This window comes from Butyricicoccus porcorum (assembly GCF_051246315.1).
Taxonomy (GTDB): domain Bacteria; phylum Bacillota; class Clostridia; order Oscillospirales; family Butyricicoccaceae; genus Butyricicoccus_A; species Butyricicoccus_A porcorum.
Window position 1 is genome coordinate 1,385,194 of sequence record NZ_CP178353.1, and the last position, 21,746, is coordinate 1,406,939.

Consider the following 21,746-nt stretch of genomic DNA (forward strand, 5'->3'; position numbering starts at 1 on the left):
AGGAACCTCGTTGGTATGTTATTTTTTATAATGAAGTGTATCATAGTATAGGGGAAAACACACGTAAATTTTCTATGAACAGAAAGTGAGGTTAAAATACAAATATCATGGTAGATACGATTGAAGCGAAAGATTGTTGTTTCTTGTATTGTGTGATATAATAAAAAATAACTTGGTGTATTATAATGCAGGGACTATAGATATGAACTTTATTTTTTGTGATGATGATACTGCTTTTTTGGATACAATAACAGATTTAACTAGAAATGAACTGAGAAGGTATCCTATCGAGGTACAGATTATTACGTGTTCTTCAGGAGAGCAACTACTCAGTCAGATGGAAAATACAGAACCGGATGCGATATTTTTAGATATAGATATGCCGGAAATGACAGGATTTCATGTTGCAGAGAAACTGGAGAAAATGCCGGGTTCATCCATTATTATATTTGTTTCCAGCAAAGATCATCTTGTTTTCGAGTCATTTTCTTATCATCCATTTTGGTTTTTACGAAAGTCGGATTTATCTCAACTATCTATCGTGGTTGAAAAAATACTGGCATATGTCCGAAATACGAAGTATATATTTGACTTTGAAATACATAAACAACATATTTCTATATTCTTAAAAGATATTCGATATTTTGAAAATCATAATCATTATGTAACTGTCCATACAACATCTAAGTCGTATAAATATAAAGCATCTATTGGTGAAATTTCCAAAGAATTGTCTGCCTTTTATTTTGCGCGTCCACATGTTGGATTTTTGGTAAATTGTCAATATATCGCAATCATCAGTCAGAGTGAGTTGAAACTCCTATCGGGAGAAACGATTCCAATCGCACGAAATAGATTAAAAGATGTGCAGAAAAAGTTTATCGAATATACGCGGAGTGTACATGTATGAATATTGCATGGGAATTATTTATTAATCTACTTGAAGTTGCAATTATCTATGATTTTTTGATTCGATATTTGGGATATCGAACGGAGAAAAAAGGAAAATATGTGGAAACGATATTTTGGGGTATGATATCATTTGCTGCCATTACAATTCCGTCCATATTAGTTCCTTTAGAAGTCGTTAGTACATTGCTCTCTATTTGTATAAACTATATTTTTTGTATACGGATGCTGAATGGAAAAAGGCAGGAAAAAGCATTTCTTTCCGTGTTCGTTATGGCATTGGTTGCAATTGCGGCGGTTATTGGGTTGTCGTTATTTGGAAGATTCAGCGGAGCAAATGCTTCTGAACTCATTGGCACATTCTCGCTATACCGAATAGCAGCTACGATTTTTGCAAAGATTTTACTGATCTGGTTTACCCGGATTGCCCTCCGATGCAAGACAAAAGCGAACTTGACGCTTGCAGATTTTCTCCTTTTGTTTTTCATACCGCTTTTTTCTATTATTGCGATCTTTATGCTCTGGATGATTGCATTTCGTGATTCCAGGATGGAGAGAATGGTATTCTTCCTGACTGCAATAATCGCCTTAATGGATATCTTAGTGTATATTCTGTTTCGACGAATCAGTGCAGATAATCAGGTAAAGCAAGACTATGCCTTGTTAAAGCTGCAATATGATTGTGTCAGGAATACGAGCCGGGAGACACAGCATATTTATGAAGAAATGCAAAGTGTGCGCCACGATTTAAAAAATCATTTGTACTGTATTGATCGTTTAGCAGCAGAGCAAAAATGCAATGAGATCCAACAATATGTACAAAATTTACTTGAAGAACAACAAAAAGAATCTTATACGATTGTTTTTACAGGAAATGATATTTTAGACGCAATTTTGAACACGAAAATATCTATAGCCGAACAGCGGGGGATTCGTTGTTCTATATTGATTACGCATCCGCAGCTACCGATTTCCCAGAGCGATATTTGCGTATTATTTGGGAATCTATTGGATAATGCAATAGAGGCTGCGATAAAAACGGAAGAAAAAACAATTGATATTCAGATTGTAAAACAAGGGGAATATGCATATATATGCGTTCAAAATACAATTAGTGCGTCGATTTTATCGCACAATCCTGAATTACAAACTTCTAAGAGGGACAAAAATTGTCATGGCTTTGGCGTGCAAAATATAAAAAGAATTGTAGATACATATCATGGTGTAATTATGTTTGATGAGAAAGAAGGCAAGTTTATTTGCGATATATTGATCCCCTTGCATACCAATCTCGAACGAAAAACGACCAAACTCGAACAGGAGCTTGAATTTTAATAAACAAGCAGTTATCTTATAGGAAAGTAATCTTATGTGAAAAGAGGATCACCGCAGAGGAGGAATCTTAGCATGAGGATTGCCAATAAGGTAACTGCTTATTTTATTGATCGGAAAATAATAGCAACGGAGAAACGGAATATTTTTGAATACGGATTTGAATTGATTTTTGCAGATAGTATCAATTTTGCCATTATTCTTCTGACAAGCGCATGGTTCCATGCTCTTGATGTAGGGCTTGTATATCTGCTTTGTTTCGTATCAACAAGAATATTCTGCGGCGGATTTCATGCAGATACGCACATCATGTGCGGGATATCAATGTTTGCAATGTTTTGTTGTTTTATGGCGGTGTATCATGCACTGAATATTATGCAAACGTACATCATTTTTTCAGGATTGGTTATTGCATGGATTCCGATTATTGGATACGCTCCCGTTATTCATGAGAATAAACCATTGTCGCGCCAATATCGAAAGAGGAATCGGCGAAAGGCACTCGTAATTTGCGGTATATGGACACTTATTTCAGTTGTATTTATACTTTCAGGGATTCAACTGGGGCTTGCAATTGCTGTGGCGATCTGGATTGTCTCTATAGGTATTATATGTGGAAAAGCAAAGTCGGCATGGAAAGAAGGAAAAGACGGTGAATGGTCTGAATTTGATTCTGTCTAAGATGGCAGAACTGGTGATGTTTGCAGCAACATCATCGGCAGGGACGGCGTCTTGCTTTGGCGCGTATCAGCCAGATGCTCCGAAGGAACTGAAGAGGTAAGAAGAAACATGTTACGGAACGAAAAGAAGATGAATTCTAATGAAGAAAAAGTGGATTGGGATTATTGCAAGTATCCTGACGGTATGCATGTTGACGATGGGAGCTTTTGCAGCTACCACAACCGTTACCATTTCCAAGGGACAAGGGTCGAAATTATCTTCGAAGCTTTCTGGGCACGGAGCTAACTTTTCTGCGGCAAATTATTCAAGCTCTACGGAAATCATGCAGGCATATGGAATGGCAGGACGAGCGATAAAATGGAGTCCATCCATACAAATTGGAAAAAAAGCGAGTGGAAGTTGGTCTGATAGTCAGAACACGTATTCTTTCCAGATGCAGTTGGTGGGAAGCTATGGCTGCAATGGCAGCGGCACGATGACAGTTAGTTAAATCATCGCTACAGAACTTATAGAGAACAATAGAACAGATGTTACATCACACGGATTCCGCTGGTTACCAGTGGAATCCGCTCTATATATAACTCTATATAAATAAAAACTTTGAAAAAGTTCTTGAAAATATGTTACGTTTTGCATTGGATATAGAACAAATATAATAGAAAGGCGGATTATTGAAGCCGTAGAAACTTTTTATTCATGATCGAACGATATTTTGAGAGGGGGATTGCATATGAAAAACATCCTGACAAAAGAAATGATACGCAGAAAATCATTTTGTATATTTTGTATGATTTCCATTTTATTGCCTTTGACATATCAAATATATCTTAATATGGGAAATCAGTCTGGGATGGCAACACTGTATTGGCTCTGCCGCTATTGGTTTTATTTGTGTGCGGTATTGACGGTAGCAGTGTATATCTGTCTATCAAGTTCGTTATTAGAAGATGTTGATGAAACGATTGCGGGTTGCAGGGGAAGCGGCTATTATCAGAGAAAAGGCCTGGGACGTTTTTTTGTGGTTTTTATTCTGAGCCAGGCGATTATTTTTCTGATGATGGAATTCGTCACCGTTCGCAATGATGCAACCGGCTATGCGTTGCCTATACTTCCCAAAATGTTTCTGTGCAATTTATTGCTTCCGCTGCTCATTTGCCTTTTGGTGGGGTGCGTACTTGCACAATGGCAGAATCAGCATCATTCTGCCATTGCGTTGATCGTCTTTTTGGTTATGTCCAGCCCTCTGACAGAAATGATGCTTGGAAATGAAGAACATACTAATTCATGGGGAAATCGACTCAGTTATATATTACGGCATATCTTTGCGATATTTTACGAGGAAAGTATGTGGTGGCCCAATGAACAAGCGGGGCTACAAACGGAATGGACGCGCTTTGCCGTTCAGTTCTTCTGGATCTTGCTCTGTCTTGGTATGCTTTGTTCGATAAAAAAGCGGAAACTGTGCATATCTGGTTGTTTGCTGCTGGCATGCAGCGTTGCGTGTCTGATCTATGCCCAATTGCCAGCCAGCACATATCGCCATTATAATAGCAATACAGATTATTACCTATACAAAGAGCAGGCAAACGGTTTGCAGGAAACGGCGGATATCGGCTATACGATTCAAGATTACGATTTGAAGTTGGACTTTGGTCGACAGTTGAAGGTTGAGGGAACACTTGTAATAGAGGCGGAAAAACCAATGGATGCGTTCGTTTTTACGCTCTACCGCGGCTATAAATTAAAGAGCCTGGAGAGTACACAACCGATCACATGGTCTTTGCAGGATGATCTTGTCACTATCCATACGGAAAAACCAACGGAACAATTGTCAATTACACTGCAATATCAGGGGTATAATAACTTGTTTTACAGCAACATGGACGGAGCAATGCTGCCCGGCTGGTTTCCATGGTATCCGATGGCAGGTGAAAAACAGATTTACTTAAATTTTGAAACTTGGAACTCCGAATATAATACATATAATAGAATTGAACCGGCACATATCCGGCTGGACGTTCAGGCGCCGTTTACGCTGGTCAGTAATTTGGCGCAGACATCGGAACGGGTATATGAAGGCGAAAGCGACAGCATTACAATCATTGGAGGATATATAGAGAAAACGGAGGATCCTGTAATTGCAAATATCCTACCGCTCAATCTATCTGTTACAGAAGAACGAATGGTGGAGCTGGTAAAAGATAACTATCAGAGCATGTGTGACGCGATGGAAGCCTACGGACTGGATCAGACGTTGATCTCTGATCGAAAAATCATTTTAGCGTCTGCCGATTTATCTTGTAACGGAACAGGAGGAGATGTTGCAATCTTTTCAGACTATATTCTGACTAGCGATTCAGGTTTAGGATCTTTTAGTAACTTCACAAAAGCGCTTATTATAGAACGGAATAAAAGTGAAGTATCCATGGTAATCGGCGGGATGGGACTGAGTGAAACGCCGGAGGAAACTTTGGAGAGTTGGTCATATTTTAGTGATTTTCCGCGAGAAGATCTTTCAGATGCGGAGTTGCAGCTGGTAGATTTACTTGATGCGGCGAAGGATGCCGGAAAAGAGGAGCAGCTGGTGCGGGAGATAGCAGCATTCCTGATTTCAGAACATGAAGAGGCTGATGAAGAAATATTCTGGAAGGAGTTGAGCGAGCGCTATGGTACGTCTTAATGCGATAACAAAACGATATAAGCAAAATGTAGTGTTGGACAACATTTCCATTGATTTGGGGAATTATACATACGGGTTGTTGGGATCCAATGGCGCGGGAAAAACAACGTTATTTCGTATTATAACAAACTTGATTTCCGCAAACAGCGGAACAGTACAGGTTGACGGGAATAGAAGGGAGCTGCAAATCGGTTATTTGCCACAGCGGTTTGGTGCGTTTCGGACATTGACAGCAAAGGAGCAACTGTTTTATTTTGCAAAGCTGAAACAAAAAAAGAATGATGGAATTGACTGGACAAATGAAGTAGATCGTGCATTGGAGCTGACACATTTAACAGATCAGAAAGATATGAAATGCGGGCAGCTTTCCGGCGGTATGGTGCGCAGACTTGGTATTGCACAGGCAATTCTTGGACGACCAGATATAATTTTATTAGATGAACCGACTGTTGGACTGGATATTGAAGAACGTGTTCGACTAAAAGAAATGCTGGAAGAATTGCGCGGGAGACAGCCGATTATCATCTCCAGCCATATTGCGGAAGATATTGAAGCAACATGTCAACAGGTTATCGTTCTTCAAAAAAAGCATATTATTTTCGCTGGAGAAATTGAATACCTTTCCAGTCTTGCAACGGGTCATGTATGGAAAATGCCGGAAGAAATCTATCGGAGGCAGAGAAACACATGCAAGCAGATTGGATGTATTGAAGAAAATGGGAATCGGCTTGTCAAGGTTCTCTGTGCGGAAAAAGAATGTGCACCGGATGTAAGTGCAGTGCCACTTGTGCCACGATTGGAAGACGGTTATCTATATTTGTTGACAAAGGATGATCTCAATGAGAAGAGCATTTAGGCTTATTACCTACCCGGCGAAGCACATAGTGCTTCGGCAGGGAGTTCCCGCTGCTTTAATATACTGTTTTCTGCTTCCTTATCACATGCATATCCTCCAGATTTATGATATGATGACGGCAGTGAGAGAAATATTCCGAAATAGTCAGCTATTTTTGGCCTTTCTAACGCTTTGGTCATTGTTTTGCTTTTTTCTGCCAATATATCAGCCGAGAATACGCGAGACATTGCAGGCGTTAAGACATCCGGTTGTTTCTTGTGTATTGGAACTCATGCTGATTGAGCAGGTGATCTGTATTCCGTTGTATATTTGGATGTTTTTCGCGTTGCCGTATTATCGGATCATTATTTGGATTTTAGTGTTTCAGAGCTTTTGCCTCAGCATTGTGTTTATCGTATTGCTGTATCTGCTGCGTTCTCCGGTTATAAATATTACTGTGGGATTGATTTATATTTGTATTTCCATTCCGCTGGCAGATACCAATATTCCTGTACTGCTGCGCCCCAATCGGCTGATAGATGGATTTGGAACGAGTTACTGGATTGTGCAAGGTCTGATTCAAATAGTTTTTATTGGAATGATCGTGTGGTATCGTCGATTTCACCGCGCATCGAAATTTTTGTAGTTATGAATAAGAAAGATCAAACATTCTTCAAACAAACCCCAAACTATAGTGGCTCAGTTGTCAAGACAAAAATCTAAGATTTTTATAATGAACTGATATAGTGGACAAGTTACAAGGAACATGTGGAGAACAGTGGAGCACTCCCCAGATTCAATATATGCTAAGCTACATATGGCATCAACATTGCCGGATAGTAGCATTCAGCCGGTGTTTGGTAATCAAGTGCAGAATGGCGCCGCTCAAAGTTGTAGATGTGGATATACTGTCCGATAGCAGCTCTTGCTTCCCTGATGTTGTTGTACTGTGTCAGATAGGCTTCCTCATACTTGAAGCTGCGGAACCAGCGTTCAATCATGATGTTGTCTGCCCAGCGACTTTTTCCATCCATACTCTGACGGATGCCGTTTTCCTTTACAAAATCAATGTATTGCTGACTTGTAAACTGACAACCCTGATCTGAATTCAGGATTTGAGGTTTTGCCACTTTGAAAGCTTTTTTCAGGGCACTGATAACCATTCTGGTATCAAGTGTGTCATCCACTTCCCAGCCGACAATACAACGGCTATACCAGTCGATCACGGCTGTCAGATACAGAAATCCGCGCTTGATCGGGATATATGTAATATCAATAGACCATGCTTGATTTGGCTTGTCTATGACCGCATTACGAAGAAGATATGGACATACTTTCGCCTGCTGCATTCGCTTGGAAAGATTCATCTTTGGATAGATCGGGTAAATATCCATCTCATTCATGTAGCGTCTTGCCTTGCGGCGCCCAACCTGGTAACCACGGGCTTTTAACTGTGCAGACATTTGTCTTGCGCCCCAAGTGGGATTATCTGTATGGAGATGATCAATGATCTCTTTGCAGGCCAGTTCCTCATCTGAAATAGGGGCGCCCTTGTAATAAATGCTTGTACGGTTGATGTCAAGCAACCTGGCACCAACGGAAGCCGGAATTTCCTTAGTCGTCAAAAGGTTTTGGACTAAACTTACTCTCGTAGTCAGGTCCACAAATTTCTTCAGATTTTTTTTTGAGCCAGTCAACCTGCATGGTTAACTGACCAACCTTTTTGGCATACTCCGCTTTCTCTTTTCGCTCTTCGGCAAGCTTTTCTTTGAGGTTTTCCTCGCGCTTGTCGTCGAACACAACCGAAGCATTGTTCAGGAACTCCTTTTTCCAGTTACGGAGCAGTTTTGGTTGGATGCTATTTTCAGCTGCCAGGGTATTGAGATCTTTCTCACCCTTAAGCAGCTCAATTACAAGGTTTGATTTGAATTTGGCACTAAAACTTCTTCTCTGTCTGGACATGATAATGGCTCCTTTCTTACATACTGGTTTAAGTATATCAGATTCATTAAAATCTGTCCGAAAAAGTGTCTTAATTTATGAGACCATTATACTTTCTGGTCGGACAATGTTCGCAGACGTATGACCTGCTCTTATATTCACGATATCCATCTTTGTTCGTTGTTGCATAATGAAGTGTTTTATACTCCGGACAGATTACACAATCATAATACTCATCATAAACATATTTCCACCATTCATGACCGCCTTTCTTTGTCATTGGACGTTTATATGCTGTAGATAATACTCTTCCACTCTCAAAAATACGTTTGCAAATCGAAGGAGTTTTGTAGGCGCTGTCTGCTACTATCGTTTTATGTTCTGGGTAATGTTCGCAAAGCTGGTCATATAACGGGTCAAATGCTACACTGTCATGTACATTTCCTGCTGTTACTTCTACGTCGAGAATAAAATTATGCTTGTCACAGGCTGTATGCGCTTCGTAGGCAAAACACTTCTTGTGTTCACCTTTATGGAATACGCCGGCATCCGGATCCGTTGTCGAAACTGTTATTTCTTTCTCCTTTGGCGGTGTTGAATCGTCATCATCATCGAATGGCTTTTTGTCGTGTTCTTCGCGATCTCTGTTAATTTCTTCCCGCAGCTCCTTTGCATATCGTTTTGCTTCAACTGGAACAGCTTTTCGTGCTTTTTTCTTCATGTTTGCACTTGCTTTGATATGTGTCCCATCGATAAAGATTGCACTCGTATCCAGAAAACCTTCCTTTGCTGCTGTGTTCAATATCCACCGAAATATATATTCTACAGTTGCTGTTGTAAAACGATGCTTAAAATGATAGCTTACTGTTGAAAAATGCGGCACCTGCTCATTCAATGGATAACCGATAAACCACCTGTATGCAACATTCATATTCACTTCTTCCAGCGTCCGCCGGAGCGATGGTATCCCATATATGTGCTGTATCATTACAATCTTAAACAATACTACCGGATCGATACTTGGCCTGCCGTTGTCCTTGCAGTACAAATCATCTACAAATTCATAAATTTGTTTGAAATCTACTGCTGCATCTATTTTCCTCAGTAGATGATCCTCGGGCACTAACATATCCAGACTTACAATCTCTACTGCCTCTCTGTTTTCCTTCCCTTTTACTATCATTTTATCACCTGTCTCTCTTATCTTTATTATAACAGAAAAAGCCGCCTTTCGGCGACTTTTTCGACAGGCTGATAACTTTTCATAAAGTTCGATCAGACGATATTTGAAAATGCTGAGAGCCTGTTCTTGCTTTGGACTAAAAAATGTGATATGATATAAACAGCAGGAACTGTCAGAAAAACATATCAGTATAACGGCAGATGGGAGAATAACAGCGGAAATTTATCAAAAAAAGCTGAATCTCGGCCAAATGCATTCGGCGCTGGCAGTATTCTGATAAGAAGAGAGACTGCTGATTATGAACTGCGAGATGCACCGCTGCCTGCTGTAAGCAAATGGAATCATTTGAACATCTGTCTTGAGAGGAGAGATGATATGGCCATACGATTGGAGGTATGGGGGGAGTATGCGCTGTTTACGCGGCCGGAGATGAAGACGGAACGTGTGTCCTATGACATCATAACTCCTTCGGCGGCGAGAGGGGTGTTGGAAAGTATTTACTGGCATCCGGGTATGCGTTGGTCCATTGATCGCATTCATGTCTGTGCACCGATCCGTTTTATGAATCTGCGGCGCAATGAAGTAAAATCGGTCATCAGCGCACGATCTGCGCGCACAGTAATGGAACGCGGTACAGGAGAGCTATATCTGTCCACATCGAACGACATTCAGCAGAGAGCAGCGATGCTTCTGACCGATGTGCGTTATGTAATCGAAGCGCATTTTGATATGACAGAGCGCGCGGCTCCCGGAGATAATCCCGGTAAATTTCAGGATATTATCAAGCGGCGCATCCGGCGTGGACAGTGCTACAGCCAGCCGTATTTTGGCTGTCGTGAATTTGCTGCACAGTTCCGCGAATGTGACCACATCCCGCGCTGCCCCGAGGAGTTGAAGGGCGAACGGGATCTTGGATATATGTTATATGATCTGGACTATTCCGATCCGCAGGATATTCGCCCGCTGTTTTTCCGTGCAAAGCTGTGCAATGGTATCCTGAATGTTCCCTCTCGTGACAGTGAGGAGGTGAAGGGATGATCTTACAGGCGCTGGTTCAGCATTACGAAGACTTGGCGGCATGCGGAAAAGTAGCAAAACCGGGTTGGGGCCTGGCAAAGGTGTCGTATGCTCTGTATTTAAACGATCAGGGAGAGGTCGTCCGTATTGTCTCGGTCAAAACGGAACAGCAGCGGGGTAAGAAAATGATTTGGGCGCCACAGGAAATGGTTGTCCCGGCGCCAGTCAAGCGCAGCAGTGGTGTGCTGGCCAATTTCCTGTGCGACAATTCCAGTTATATTCTGGGTGTGGACAGCAAGGGAAAACCGAAACGAGCGCGGGAATGTCTGGAGGCCTGCCGCGAGCTGCACGAAAACATCCTTTCCGATGTCGGACATCCGGCGGCACAGGCTGTTCTGGCGTTTTTCCGAAGCTGGGATCCGGAGCAGCTGCAAACACATCCGGCATTTCAGGCTGTACAGGAGGAAATGGATGATATTCTTGGAAACGCCAATTTTGTATTTCGGTATGATGGGGAATATGTACATGAAATAGAAGAAATTCGGCGCGCATGGCAGGCGTATTCGACGGCGGACGATGATGCACAGCTGCGAATCTGCCTGGTTACAGGGCAGTTTGCACCGGCAGCACAGCTGCATCCGGCCATTAAGGGAATCAAAGACGCACAGTCCAGTGGCGCTTCACTGGTATCGTTCAATGCACCTGCGTTTTGTTCCTATGGGCGGGAGCAGGGCATGAATGCGCCGACCAGCCAATATGCCGCGTTTGCCTATGGCACAGCGCTCAGCCATCTGATTGCGGACCGCGAACATATCAATTATATTGGAGATACTGCGGTACTCTGCTGGGTACAGGGCGGTGAGCCGGAATATCAGGATGTGTTCGGCGGCTTTCTGTTTGGTGACGAAAACAACGCGTATCATGCAGAAGATTATCATCAGATGGCACACGATCTGGCAACTGGTAGGCCGTTTGATTTTCATGAAAGCCGAATTGATCCGGAACGTCCATTTTATGTGCTCGGCATTGCGCCAAATGCGGCGCGGCTGTCGGTACGTTTTTTTCTGCGCAGTACGTTCGGGGATATGATCCGCAATATTCTGGCACATCAGAAGCGGCTGGAAATCATCCGACCGAGTTATGATCAGAACGAAACGCTGTCCTTGTGGCGGGTGCTGAATGAAACTGTCAACCAGAATGCGCAAAAGAAAACGGCGTCTCCGGTACTGGCCGGTGAACTGCTGCGTGCGATTCTGACCAATACACCGTATCCTGCAACGCTGCTGAACGGCGTCACGTTGCGTATCCGCGCAGAGCATGAAATCACACGCGGGCGAGCTGCTATCATCAAGGCATATTATCTGAATCAGAGAAATCCGAATCCTGATGTCCCAAAGGAGGTTTTAACTGTGTCCCTCAATCCTGACAGCAACAATGTGTATTATAATCTCGGAAGATTGTTTTCCGTGCTGGAGGATATCCAGTCTAAAGCAAATCCCGGTATCAATGCAACCATTCGTGACCGATATTTTAATGCGGCTTCGGCTACGCCGGCGCATGTCTTTCCGATTCTGCTCAATCTGGCGCAGAAGCATTTGAAAAAGCTGAATGAGGGTCAGCGCGTGTATTATGGAAAACAGCTGGGCTCGATTACAGACAAGCTCGGGGAGGAATATCCGAATCGGTTGACGCTGCCGCAGCAGGGCTCGTTCCAGCTTGGTTATTATCATCAGACACAGGAACGCTATCAGAAAAACAGCAAGGAGGACATGTGATATGAGCGAGCCAATTAAAAACCGCTATGAATTTGTGATTTTATTTGATGTAGAAAACGGAAACCCAAACGGTGACCCGGATGCGGGAAATATGCCGCGCGTCGATCCGGAAACCGGACTTGGCATTGTCACGGATGTCTGCCTGAAGCGCAAAATCCGCAATTATGTGGAGGCAGTAAAGGAGGATTGTACCGGCTACCGCATTTATGTCAAGGACGGCGTGCCGCTGAACCGCAGTGATGCGGAAGCATATGCCGCTCTGGAGGTCACAGACAAAACCGTAAAGGCGAAAAAGAAGGAAGATCCGGAGCTGGATCGCAAAATCCGCGACTGGATGTGCGCCAATTTCTTTGATATTCGCACGTTCGGCGCAGTTATGACGACATTTGTCAAAGCGGCGCTCAACTGCGGACAGGTGCGCGGACCGGTACAGCTGGGTTTTGCCCGCAGCATTGACCCGATTGTCCCGCAGGAAGTCACAATTACGCGCGTTGCAATTACAACGGAAGCGGACGCCGAGAAAAAGGGAACGGAGATGGGACGCAAATATATTGTCCCGTATGGCCTTTATAAATGCGAAGGCTATGTATCCGCGAATCTGGCGCGCAAGACGACAGGTTTTTCTGAAGAGGATCTTTCCCTGCTGTGGGATGCTATTTTAAATATGTTTGAGAATGACCATTCTGCTGCGCGCGGCAAGATGGCAGTGCGGCAGCTGATTATCTTTAAGCATGATTCTGAGTTCGGCCGTGCACCGGCTCACAAGCTGTTTGACCGCGTACAGGTAGAGAAGAGAACAGAAATTCCACGCTGCTATCAGGACTATACCGTGACGGTAGACACTGCGGATCTGCCGGAAGGCGTTACCTGCGAATGCAGAGACTGAGACAAACAGATATTATTGCGCCCTCTTGACCGGAGGGCGCATTCTTTTCAGGAGGGATGATCGGGATGGAGACAAAATCGAAATGGCTGGCACATCTCGCTGTGGATGAGAAGGGGAATGTGCTGCGAGAACAGACGGTGCTGGAGCATCTGAACGGAACAGCAGAGCGCTGTGCGGCGTTCGCCGCCGCATTTGATGCGGAGGACGAAGGGCGTAAGGTAGGAATGCTGCATGATATTGGAAAATATACAGATGCCTTTCAAAAACGGCTGCAGGGTGGCGCCATAGTAGATCATGCAACGGCGGGGGCATTTGAAGCAGCAAAAACAAACGATATTCCGGCGGCATTCTGCATATCTGGACATCACGGTGGGCTGCCGGATGGCGGCGGACGAGCAGATATAGATAAATCGACGCTGCATGGCAGGCTGAACAAGGCAAAGAAAGGAATGCTGGAGCTGTATGGCGCATGGCGGGACGAGATTGCCGTATTGCCAAAGGCAGAGTTGCCGTCCTATTGTGCCCGTGACAAGCAGAAGGCAGCATTTTTTATCCGTATGCTGTATTCCTGTTTGGTCGATGCTGATTATCTGGACACCGAGCAGTTTATGCAGGGACAGGAACCGCCACGCGGCGGCGGGAGCACGATAGACGAACTGAACCAGCGGCTGGATGCATATACTTCCGGCTGGTTCCCGCCGGAGGGGGAGCTGAACACCTGCCGATGTGATATTTTGCGGCAGTGTGAACGCAGGGGTACAGAAGAAAAGCCCGGACTATTCACGCTGACTGTCCCGACAGGTGGAGGCAAGACGGTAGCTTCGCTTGCGTTTGCTCTGCGTCATGCGCGTGCAAACGGATTGCGGCGCATGATTTATGTCATTCCTTATACGTCGATTATTGAGCAGACAGCGGATGTATTCCGCAAAATTCTGGGAGAGGAAAATGTTCTGGAACATCACTCCGGCGTGCTGTTTGATATGGATGACGAAGCAAATGAAAAAAATGTGCGGCTGATGTACGCATCAGAAAACTGGGATATGCCGGTCATTGTCACGACAGCAGTACAGTTTTTTGAGTCGGTATATGCTTGTAAACCATCCCGCTGCCGCAAGCTGCATAATCTGGCACAGAGTGTGATTGTTTTTGACGAGGCACAGATGCTTCCGCTTCCATATTTGCAGCCATGTGTGTCTGCGATTTCACAGCTTGTGGCGCAGTATCATGTATCGGCTGTCTTGTGTACGGCTACACAGCCTGCACTGGAGCCGTTATTTGCACGGTTTTTGCCGGACAGACCGGCACTGGAGCTGTGTCCGGCAGGCATGTATGAAAATCCGGTTTTTCGTCGTGTTGCGTTTGAAACAGTAGGTCAGCTGACATGGGACGCACTCGCGGAACAGCTTGGACAGCACCGGCAGGTGCTCTGCATTGTCAACAGTCGAAAAAATGCGCAGCGCGTATATGAGCAAATAGATCCAGAAGGAGCATTCCATCTGTCAACGCTGATGTATCCCGCACACAGGAGGGCCGTATTAAAGGAAATCCGCAGACGGCTGGATCCGAAACATCCACAGGTGTGCCGTGTTGTATCTACATCGCTGATTGAAGCGGGCGTGGATGTGGATTTTCCGTTTGTCTATCGGGAAACAGCTGGCTTGGATTCTGTTTTGCAGGCTGCCGGACGGTGCAATCGCGAGGGCAGGCGGGCGGCAGAGGAGAGTATTGTCACAATTTTTCGTCCGGAAACAGTTCCGCCGGTATTGTTTGCCGCATCCGTGGCAGCAGGAGAGATTGCAATGGAGGAAAACGAGGACATTGCAGGAAAAGCGGCAATTGCGCAATATTTCCGTGAATGGCGCGATTTGAAGGGGGAGAAAGAACAGGATAAAAAGGAAATCCTTACACTTCTGGATACCGGAGCCTTTCCATTTCAGACAATAGCAGAGCGGTTTCATTTGATCGAAACCGATACGTGTACCATCTATATCCCGCGGGGAAAAGGACGGGAGCTAACAGAACAGCTGAAAAGTGGTGAATGGTCAGCCAACCTGTTCCGGGAATTGGGACAATACAGTGTGTCAGTGTATCAGAATCATGCACAAGCATTGTATGACGCCGGGGATATCGAACCGGTGGAACAGCTGAAGGATACGTATATGCTGACCAATCCGGACGCATATTCTGAGGAAACCGGACTGTCCATGCGGGCAGAATCCGGGCGTGCAATTTTCTTGTGAAAGAAAGGAAGCGGCGTGATGGGATATCGGGAAGAGGAATATCTCATGCTCTCGGGCATACAGCATTTTATTTTTTGCAGGCGGCAGTGGGCATTGATTCATCTGGAACAGCAATGGGCCGAAAATTACCGTACTGTTGATGGAAATCTGATGCATGAACATACACATGATTCTCGCATGCGCACACGAAGAGGAGATATCCTGACGATACGGGGACTCAAAATTCATTCACAAAAACTCGGATTATCCGGTGAATGTGATGTAGTAGAATTCCATTTGAATTCAGACGGCATCCGTCTCGCGCGGACAGAGGGCCTTTGGCAGCCGTATCCGGTTGAATATAAACGAGGAGAAAGCAAATCGAATCAGGCAGATGAAGCACAGCTGTGTGCGCAGGCAATGTGTTTGGAGGAAATGCTGTGTTGCAGTATTTCAGAAGGAGCCCTGTATTATGGTCAGCTGCGCCGCAGACAGATCGTTTCTTTTACACCGCAGCTGCGGGAGCTGACAGCTGCCACAGCGGAAGAAATGCATCAGATGTACCGGAAAGGGCATACGCCGCGCGTAAAACCATCGAAATTCTGTAATGCGTGTTCACTCAAAGAGTTGTGTGTACCCAGATTGCTGCGCAAAACATCGGTTTCAGCATATCTTGAGGAAGAGATAGAGGAGGCCAGACAATGAGAAAGCTGCTGAACACGTTATATGTCATGAATGAAGAAGCATATGCGGCGTTGGACGGTGAAAATGTTGTCATTCGGGCAAAGGAAACCGAATTGGGCCGCATTCCGCTTCATCAGCTGGAAGGAATTATTCTGTTTTCTTATGTGGGAGCTTCGCCTGCCCTGATGGGGAAATGTGCGAGAGAAGGAATTGATCTTGTATTCTGTACACCGAGAGGAAGATTTCTGGCGAGAACGTGTGCGGAAATACGAGGCAATGTGTTACTGCGCAGAATGCAGTATCGGCTGGCGGATGAACCTCTGCAGAGTGCACGCATCGCCCGGTGTTTTATTTTTGGCAAACTTGCAAATGCGAGACGGGTGCTTGACCGCACTCGCCGGGATCATGCCATTCGCATTGACGAGAAAAAGTTCCAATTAGCAATGGATCAGCTGCGCGGACGAATGGAGCAGGTGATGCAAGAGACCTCGCTGGATGCGTTGCGAGGGATGGAAGGTGCTGCGGCGACCATTTATTTTGGTTTGTTTGATGATATGATATTGAGAAATAAGGAGACCTTTTATTTTCATGGCCGCAACCGCAGGCCGCCGTTGGATCGCGTTAATGCGCTGCTTTCTTTTGTTTATACACTGCTTGGAAATGATTGTACGTCTGCGCTGGAATCTGTAGGACTGGATCCATATGTCGGATTTTTGCACCGTGACCGCCCAGGAAGAACTTCACTGGCACAGGATCTTCTGGAGGAATTGAGGCCATGTATGGCAGATCGATTTGTTTTGACTCTGATCAATGATCGCATTGTCTCTCCCAAGGATTTTGAATTACAGGAGAACGGTGCAGTGCTGTTAAAGACAGAAGGTAGGAAAAAAGTTCTCGCAGAGTGGCAGGAGAAGAAAAAAGGAAAGATTACACATCCGTTCCTGAAAGAAAAGATGGAATGGGGGCTTGTGCCATATGCGCAGGCTTTGTTGTTGGCACGATATTTGCGAGATGATTTGGATGGATATCCGCCATTTTTGTGGAAGTGAGGCGTGCGATGCTTGTTTTAATTACATATGATGTCAATACAGAAGATGCAGCCGGAAGAAAACGTTTGCGTCAGATTGCAAAGCAGTGTGTAAATTATGGGCAAAGGGTACAGAATTCCGTATTTGAATGTAATATAGATGCCGCACAGTATCGTATGCTTCAGGCAAGGCTTTGCGCAATTATGGATCCTGAAAGGGATAGCCTTCGTTTTTACAATCTGGGCAACAAATATCAATCGAGGATAGAACATTTTGGTGTGAAACCAGGATATGATTCAGAGGGATTGCTCATGATTTAATGCGAACCATAAGTGGACATAAAAATAGGAATATGTTCGCACAGATTTGAGCTCATAAAATGACAGATTGGATGGTTATTTTGTGGGTTGATATGTCGGCTTCAAAAGGATATACTATTATTGTTACGAAAGAGAAGAAAAATCATACGTGATATTTGTTTTCTTTTGCTGTCGCACCCCGCACGGGGTGCGTGGATTGAAATTGTACATTTGTCGGCGAAATGACCGCAACGGCATCCGTCGCACCCCGCACGGGGTGCGTGGATTGAAATTAACGAGTTTTGTTGACTTGATATCCGGCGCGCCGTCGCACCCCGCACGGGGTGCGTGGATTGAAATAGCCATGCTCCCAGAAGTTGTCTTCCTTGCCGAAGGTCGCACCCCGCACGGGGTGCGTGGATTGAAATAGCAGTGTACCGGTTATACGGATGCCGTCCAATGTCGCACCCCGCACGGGGTGCGTGGATTGAAATGTTTGTGTGGGGCGTGCGAGGATATACCAGGATTTGTCGCACCCCGCACGGGGTGCGTGGATTGAAATGCGTTTTTGCGTGTCGTAGTCGCCCCACATCAGGTCGCACCCCGCACGGGGTGCGTGGATTGAAATTCCGGGCAGCTTGCAGAAGATTATGAATATACGCGCGTCGCACCCCGCACGGGGTGCGTGGATTGAAATAAGTAATCGTAAATGGGTATGACAGCGAAGGAAAGGTCGCACCCCGCACGGGGTGCGTGGATTGAAATTGATTCCTGATCCTGATGTTATCCCTGCGTGGGGTCGCACCCCGCACGGGGTGCGTGGATTGAAATATCGTTGATCCTTTCTGCCCTCGTAACCTCCGGGGGTCGCACCCCGCACGGGGTGCGTGGATTGAAATAAGGCGCGCATGGAGGACGCGGAAACCGCCTTTTGGGTCGCACCCCGCACGGGGTGCGTGGATTGAAATAATCAGGATTGGAAGGCTGTCCGCGATGCCCTGGTCGCACCCCGCACGGGGTGCGTGGATTGAAATCGGTCACTTCTTCCGATATGGCGCAGGCGTTCAGGTCGCACCCCGCACGGGGTGCGTGGATTGAAATAAGCATCATTTTTGACAAGTCACCGCGATTCTGCGGTCGCACCCCGCACGGGGTGCGTGGATTGAAATATCCAGAAGCACAAGCAGGAAATCAACACGCGGGTCGCACCCCGCACGGGGTGCGTGGATTGAAATACCATTGATGTTGCGGCGTTGCCAGAAAACGCGAAGTCGCACCCCGCACGGGGTGCGTGGATTGAAATGTTTCGTCTCCGTCGGTATATTCAACAAAAGCGCCGTCGCACCCCGCACGGGGTGCGTGGATTGAAATAGTACAATCTTGCACAGCAGGACATGGTTGCGCTGCGGTCGCACCCCGCACGGGGTGCGTGGATTGAAATTCAGATGCCGCAATCAGGGCGATGGCAACTGCAGTCGCACCCCGCACGGGGTGCGTGGATTGAAATGATGTATGGGTTGAAGCTATGCCGACAGCCCCAACGTCGCACCCCGCACGGGGTGCGTGGATTGAAATAGACTGTTGCCCACGAGACCGAAACCTTGACCGGTCGCACCCCGCACGGGGTGCGTGGATTGAAATATCTGATAACGGCAACGTGCGGTAGCTGCCCCATTGTCGCACCCCGCACGGGGTGCGTGGATTGAAATCACGATTACATATACAAGCGTACTGAAATCAGATGTCGCACCCCGCACGGGGTGCGTGGATTGAAATTCCAAAGACTGCTCAGGAACAAGGCAGCCAGAACGTCGCACCCCGCACGGGGTGCGTGGATTGAAATTCAGTGACAATATAAAATCGCAGATTGGTATCGAAGTCGCACCCCGCACGGGGTGCGTGGATTGAAATACACCAGGTAGTTTCCGAATTTTTTTGCAGAATGTCGCACCCCGCACGGGGTGCGTGGATTGAAATAATACAGTAGATGCTGCCATCAGAAGCGCAGAGAAGTCGCACCCCGCACGGGGTGCGTGGATTGAAATTGCTCCGACCTCTGGCGAGCCGGAGCCAGAAAACGTCGCACCCCGCACGGGGTGCGTGGATTGAAATACTGTTGCTGTTGAACGCAACAGGGCTGCGCAGGTCGCACCCCGCACGGGGTGCGTGGATTGAAATTGGAACAGGTCTGACTTCTCGCTTATAACCTCTGTCGTCGCACCCCGCACGGGGTGCGTGGATTGAAATCGCTGTAGTCAGTGCTGTGATTATGAAGAACTCTGGTCGCACCCCGCACGGGGTGCGTGGATTGAAATTCCCTGCTATGACGTCCAGCCATCGGGCAACCAGTCGCACCCCGCACGGGGTGCGTGGATTGAAATCCTGCCGGATCATCATGCTATCTGCCGCTGATGTGTCGCACCCCGCACGGGGTGCGTGGATTGAAATAAGCTCTGCAAGAATAGCGATAAGTTCTGCGCGGGTCGCACCCCGCACGGGGTGCGTGGATTGAAATACAGCAGGCTTACCCGCCGCGTCGCAATGCGTGTCGTCGCACCCCGCACGGGGTGCGTGGATTGAAATAGTCGGTCGAACTGCACAGCCAGTCGCTTGTGGTGTCGTCGCACCCCGCACGGGGTGCGTGGATTGAAATCGGGAGATATGCTGATAGTTCCCAAGCAATACAAGGTCGCACCCCGCACGGGGTGCGTGGATTGAAATCATATAAATGCCTCCTTTCTGGAATTTGAGATTTCGTCGCACCCCGCACGGGGTGCGTGGATTGAAATATCAATCAGATGTTGCTGGAGCATACCGGAGAATGTCGCACCCCGCACGGGGTGCGTGGATTGAAATCGGAACTCTGACCTGGTCAAAACCGGGAGAATAAAGTCGCACCCCGCACGGGGTGCGTGGATTGAAATGTTTACAATGTAAGCAATAACCACGGCATCACGCGTCGCACCCCGCACGGGGTGCGTGGATTGAAATTAACGGAGGTTGCACTGACAACGGGTGCATTTGGTCGCACCCCGCACGGGGTGCGTGGATTGAAATCCATAGAATAAACAGAAATCGACTTTACTGCAACTATGTCGCACCCCGCACGGGGTGCGTGGATTGAAATTCACAAAAAATCTAAGACAAAAGCTCGCTACGGGGTCGCACCCCGCACGGGGTGCGTGGATTGAAATCAGCAGGCCTGCATTATCCAGAATCGTCAGGGCCGTCGCACCCCGCACGGGGTGCGTGGATTGAAATATCCCGAACGAAAGTGTTCGGGATGACAAGGGACGGTCGCACCCCGCACGGGGTGCGTGGATTGAAATGGGGTCTGGCACGAATCAAGGAACGGCAGAACCTGCCGTCGCACCCCGCACGGGGTGCGTGGATTGAAATTAAGCACTTGCAACACATCCAATATTCCACCAGGCGTCGCACCCCGCACGGGGTGCGTGGATTGAAATCGCACTGGAACGGCAGAGCGATGCGGCGTTTATCGTCGCACCCCGCACGGGGTGCGTGGATTGAAATGTAGATTTTGAGTAGGTCGAGTACGTTGCTAAGGTCGCACCCCGCACGGGGTGCGTGGATTGAAATCACACATCGGCTCTGGGCATGCCTTGGTGGTTACAGTCGCACCCCGCACGGGGTGCGTGGATTGAAATAGAATATTACAAATTAGGGTACTCAATCCGCAAGGAGTCGCACCCCGCACGGGGTGCGTGGATTGAAATAATTTATCATGTAATATTTTGATAAGTAGAAAATGTCGCACCCCGCACGGGGTGCGTGGATTGAAATACCTTGATTGTGATGCCAGTTTCCAAAGTGCCGGTCGCACCCCGCACGGGGTGCGTGGATTGAAATATTGCTTTTCCTCCATTTTTGTTTTTTGCACATGTCGCACCCCGCACGGGGTGCGTGGATTGAAATGACAAGTGAACATAAATCTCATGTCTGAGTACAACAGTCGCACCCCGCACGGGGTGCGTGGATTGAAATAGACAGATGGGGGTATGACGGAATGATTTACGGAAGTCGCACCCCGCACGGGGTGCGTGGATTGAAATTTTAACCAATGTCGCCCCGGACAGTTTGAGATATTGTCGTCGCACCCCGCACGGGGTGCGTGGATTGAAATTTTGATAAACAAGCCGCCGCCCGGTGACAGGAACGTCGCACCCCGCACGGGGTGCGTGGATTGAAATCACAATTTTTGCAATGACATGCAGCTACAACGCGGGTCGCACCCCGCACGGGGTGCGTGGATTGAA

Annotated in this window: 18 protein-coding genes and 1 CRISPR repeat array (1 of these 19 running past the window's edge); of the genes, 15 read left to right on the forward strand and 3 right to left on the reverse strand. The window is 46.7% G+C overall.

Features of this window, described 5'->3' with window-relative positions:
• The first annotated feature begins 202 nt into the window (after nt 1–202).
• From ACLM7Z_RS06725 to ACLM7Z_RS06760, 8 genes are all read left to right on the forward strand, one after another.
• Nucleotides 203–910 (forward strand): LytR/AlgR family response regulator transcription factor, encoded by a 708-nt coding sequence (locus ACLM7Z_RS06725; RefSeq protein WP_133058295.1) that lies wholly within the window; start codon nt 203–205, stop codon nt 908–910.
• Entirely contained in the window at nt 907–2,244 is a 1,338-nt protein-coding gene (locus ACLM7Z_RS06730) for a GHKL domain-containing protein (protein WP_435645728.1), read from the forward strand. The genes ACLM7Z_RS06725 and ACLM7Z_RS06730 overlap by 4 nt, the downstream gene beginning before the upstream one ends.
• A gap of 72 nt (nt 2,245–2,316) precedes the next feature.
• On the forward strand, nt 2,317–2,922 hold the full coding sequence (locus ACLM7Z_RS06735; RefSeq protein WP_435645729.1) for an accessory gene regulator B family protein: 606 nt from the start codon (nt 2,317–2,319) through the stop codon (nt 2,920–2,922).
• Between the two features lie 16 nt (nt 2,923–2,938).
• Nucleotides 2,939–3,022 (forward strand): cyclic lactone autoinducer peptide, encoded by an 84-nt coding sequence (locus ACLM7Z_RS06740; RefSeq protein WP_435645762.1) that lies wholly within the window; start codon nt 2,939–2,941, stop codon nt 3,020–3,022.
• 39 nt (nt 3,023–3,061) lie between these two features.
• The gene (locus ACLM7Z_RS06745; RefSeq protein ID WP_133058293.1) at nt 3,062–3,412 is read left to right on the forward strand and encodes a hypothetical protein; all 351 of its coding nucleotides are present in this window, start codon (nt 3,062–3,064) and stop codon (nt 3,410–3,412) included.
• A gap of 240 nt (nt 3,413–3,652) precedes the next feature.
• Nucleotides 3,653–5,602, forward strand: a complete 1,950-nt coding sequence (locus ACLM7Z_RS06750; RefSeq protein ID WP_435645730.1) for a hypothetical protein — start codon at nt 3,653–3,655, stop codon at nt 5,600–5,602.
• On the forward strand, nt 5,589–6,458 hold the full coding sequence (locus tag ACLM7Z_RS06755; RefSeq protein WP_435645731.1) for an ATP-binding cassette domain-containing protein: 870 nt from the start codon (nt 5,589–5,591) through the stop codon (nt 6,456–6,458). The genes ACLM7Z_RS06750 and ACLM7Z_RS06755 overlap by 14 nt, the downstream gene beginning before the upstream one ends.
• Entirely contained in the window at nt 6,442–7,083 is a 642-nt protein-coding gene (locus tag ACLM7Z_RS06760) for a hypothetical protein (protein ID WP_435645732.1), read from the forward strand. The genes ACLM7Z_RS06755 and ACLM7Z_RS06760 overlap by 17 nt, the downstream gene beginning before the upstream one ends.
• A gap of 160 nt (nt 7,084–7,243) precedes the next feature.
• Here the strand turns inward: ACLM7Z_RS06760 and ACLM7Z_RS06765 are convergent, their stop codons facing one another.
• The 3 genes from ACLM7Z_RS06765 to ACLM7Z_RS06775 form a co-directional block, all read right to left on the reverse strand.
• Nucleotides 7,244–8,101, reverse strand: a complete 858-nt coding sequence (locus tag ACLM7Z_RS06765; RefSeq protein WP_435645260.1) for an IS3 family transposase — start codon at nt 8,099–8,101, stop codon at nt 7,244–7,246.
• The gene (locus ACLM7Z_RS06770) at nt 8,052–8,399 is read right to left on the reverse strand and encodes a transposase (protein ID WP_435645733.1); all 348 of its coding nucleotides are present in this window, start codon (nt 8,397–8,399) and stop codon (nt 8,052–8,054) included. Before ACLM7Z_RS06770 ends, ACLM7Z_RS06765 begins: the two co-directional genes overlap by 50 nt.
• Nucleotides 8,400–8,469: 70 nt before the next feature.
• Entirely contained in the window at nt 8,470–9,561 is a 1,092-nt protein-coding gene (locus ACLM7Z_RS06775) for an IS1182 family transposase (protein ID WP_435645734.1), read from the reverse strand.
• 375 nt (nt 9,562–9,936) lie between these two features.
• Here ACLM7Z_RS06775 and cas5c point away from each other — a divergent pair, with 375 nt between their 5' ends.
• From cas5c to cas2, 7 genes are all read left to right on the forward strand, one after another.
• Nucleotides 9,937–10,599 (forward strand): type I-C CRISPR-associated protein Cas5c, encoded by a 663-nt coding sequence (gene cas5c / locus ACLM7Z_RS06780; protein ID WP_087020871.1) that lies wholly within the window; start codon nt 9,937–9,939, stop codon nt 10,597–10,599.
• Entirely contained in the window at nt 10,596–12,353 is a 1,758-nt protein-coding gene (gene cas8c, locus ACLM7Z_RS06785; RefSeq protein ID WP_087020869.1) for a type I-C CRISPR-associated protein Cas8c/Csd1, read from the forward strand. The genes cas5c and cas8c overlap by 4 nt, the downstream gene beginning before the upstream one ends.
• Nucleotide 12,354: 1 nt before the next feature.
• Nucleotides 12,355–13,239: a type I-C CRISPR-associated protein Cas7/Csd2 gene (gene cas7c, locus ACLM7Z_RS06790; protein WP_273349820.1), complete on the forward strand. Its 885-nt coding sequence runs from the start codon at nt 12,355–12,357 to the stop codon at nt 13,237–13,239.
• Between the two features lie 65 nt (nt 13,240–13,304).
• Complete coding sequence (locus ACLM7Z_RS06795; protein ID WP_087020861.1) at nt 13,305–15,479, forward strand: CRISPR-associated helicase/endonuclease Cas3; 2,175 nt, start codon at nt 13,305–13,307, stop codon at nt 15,477–15,479.
• 18 nt (nt 15,480–15,497) lie between these two features.
• Nucleotides 15,498–16,163: a CRISPR-associated protein Cas4 gene (gene cas4, locus ACLM7Z_RS06800; protein WP_087020858.1), complete on the forward strand. Its 666-nt coding sequence runs from the start codon at nt 15,498–15,500 to the stop codon at nt 16,161–16,163.
• Nucleotides 16,160–17,191, forward strand: a complete 1,032-nt coding sequence (gene cas1c, locus ACLM7Z_RS06805; protein WP_087020855.1) for a type I-C CRISPR-associated endonuclease Cas1c — start codon at nt 16,160–16,162, stop codon at nt 17,189–17,191. Before cas4 ends, cas1c begins: the two co-directional genes overlap by 4 nt.
• An 8-nt stretch (nt 17,192–17,199) precedes the next feature.
• The gene (gene cas2, locus ACLM7Z_RS06810; protein ID WP_087020852.1) at nt 17,200–17,490 is read left to right on the forward strand and encodes a CRISPR-associated endonuclease Cas2; all 291 of its coding nucleotides are present in this window, start codon (nt 17,200–17,202) and stop codon (nt 17,488–17,490) included.
• 170 nt (nt 17,491–17,660) lie between these two features.
• Nucleotides 17,661–21,746: direct repeats of the CRISPR family, unit length 33 nt; unit sequence GTCGCACCCCGCACGGGGTGCGTGGATTGAAAT; it runs 1,550 nt beyond the window's last position.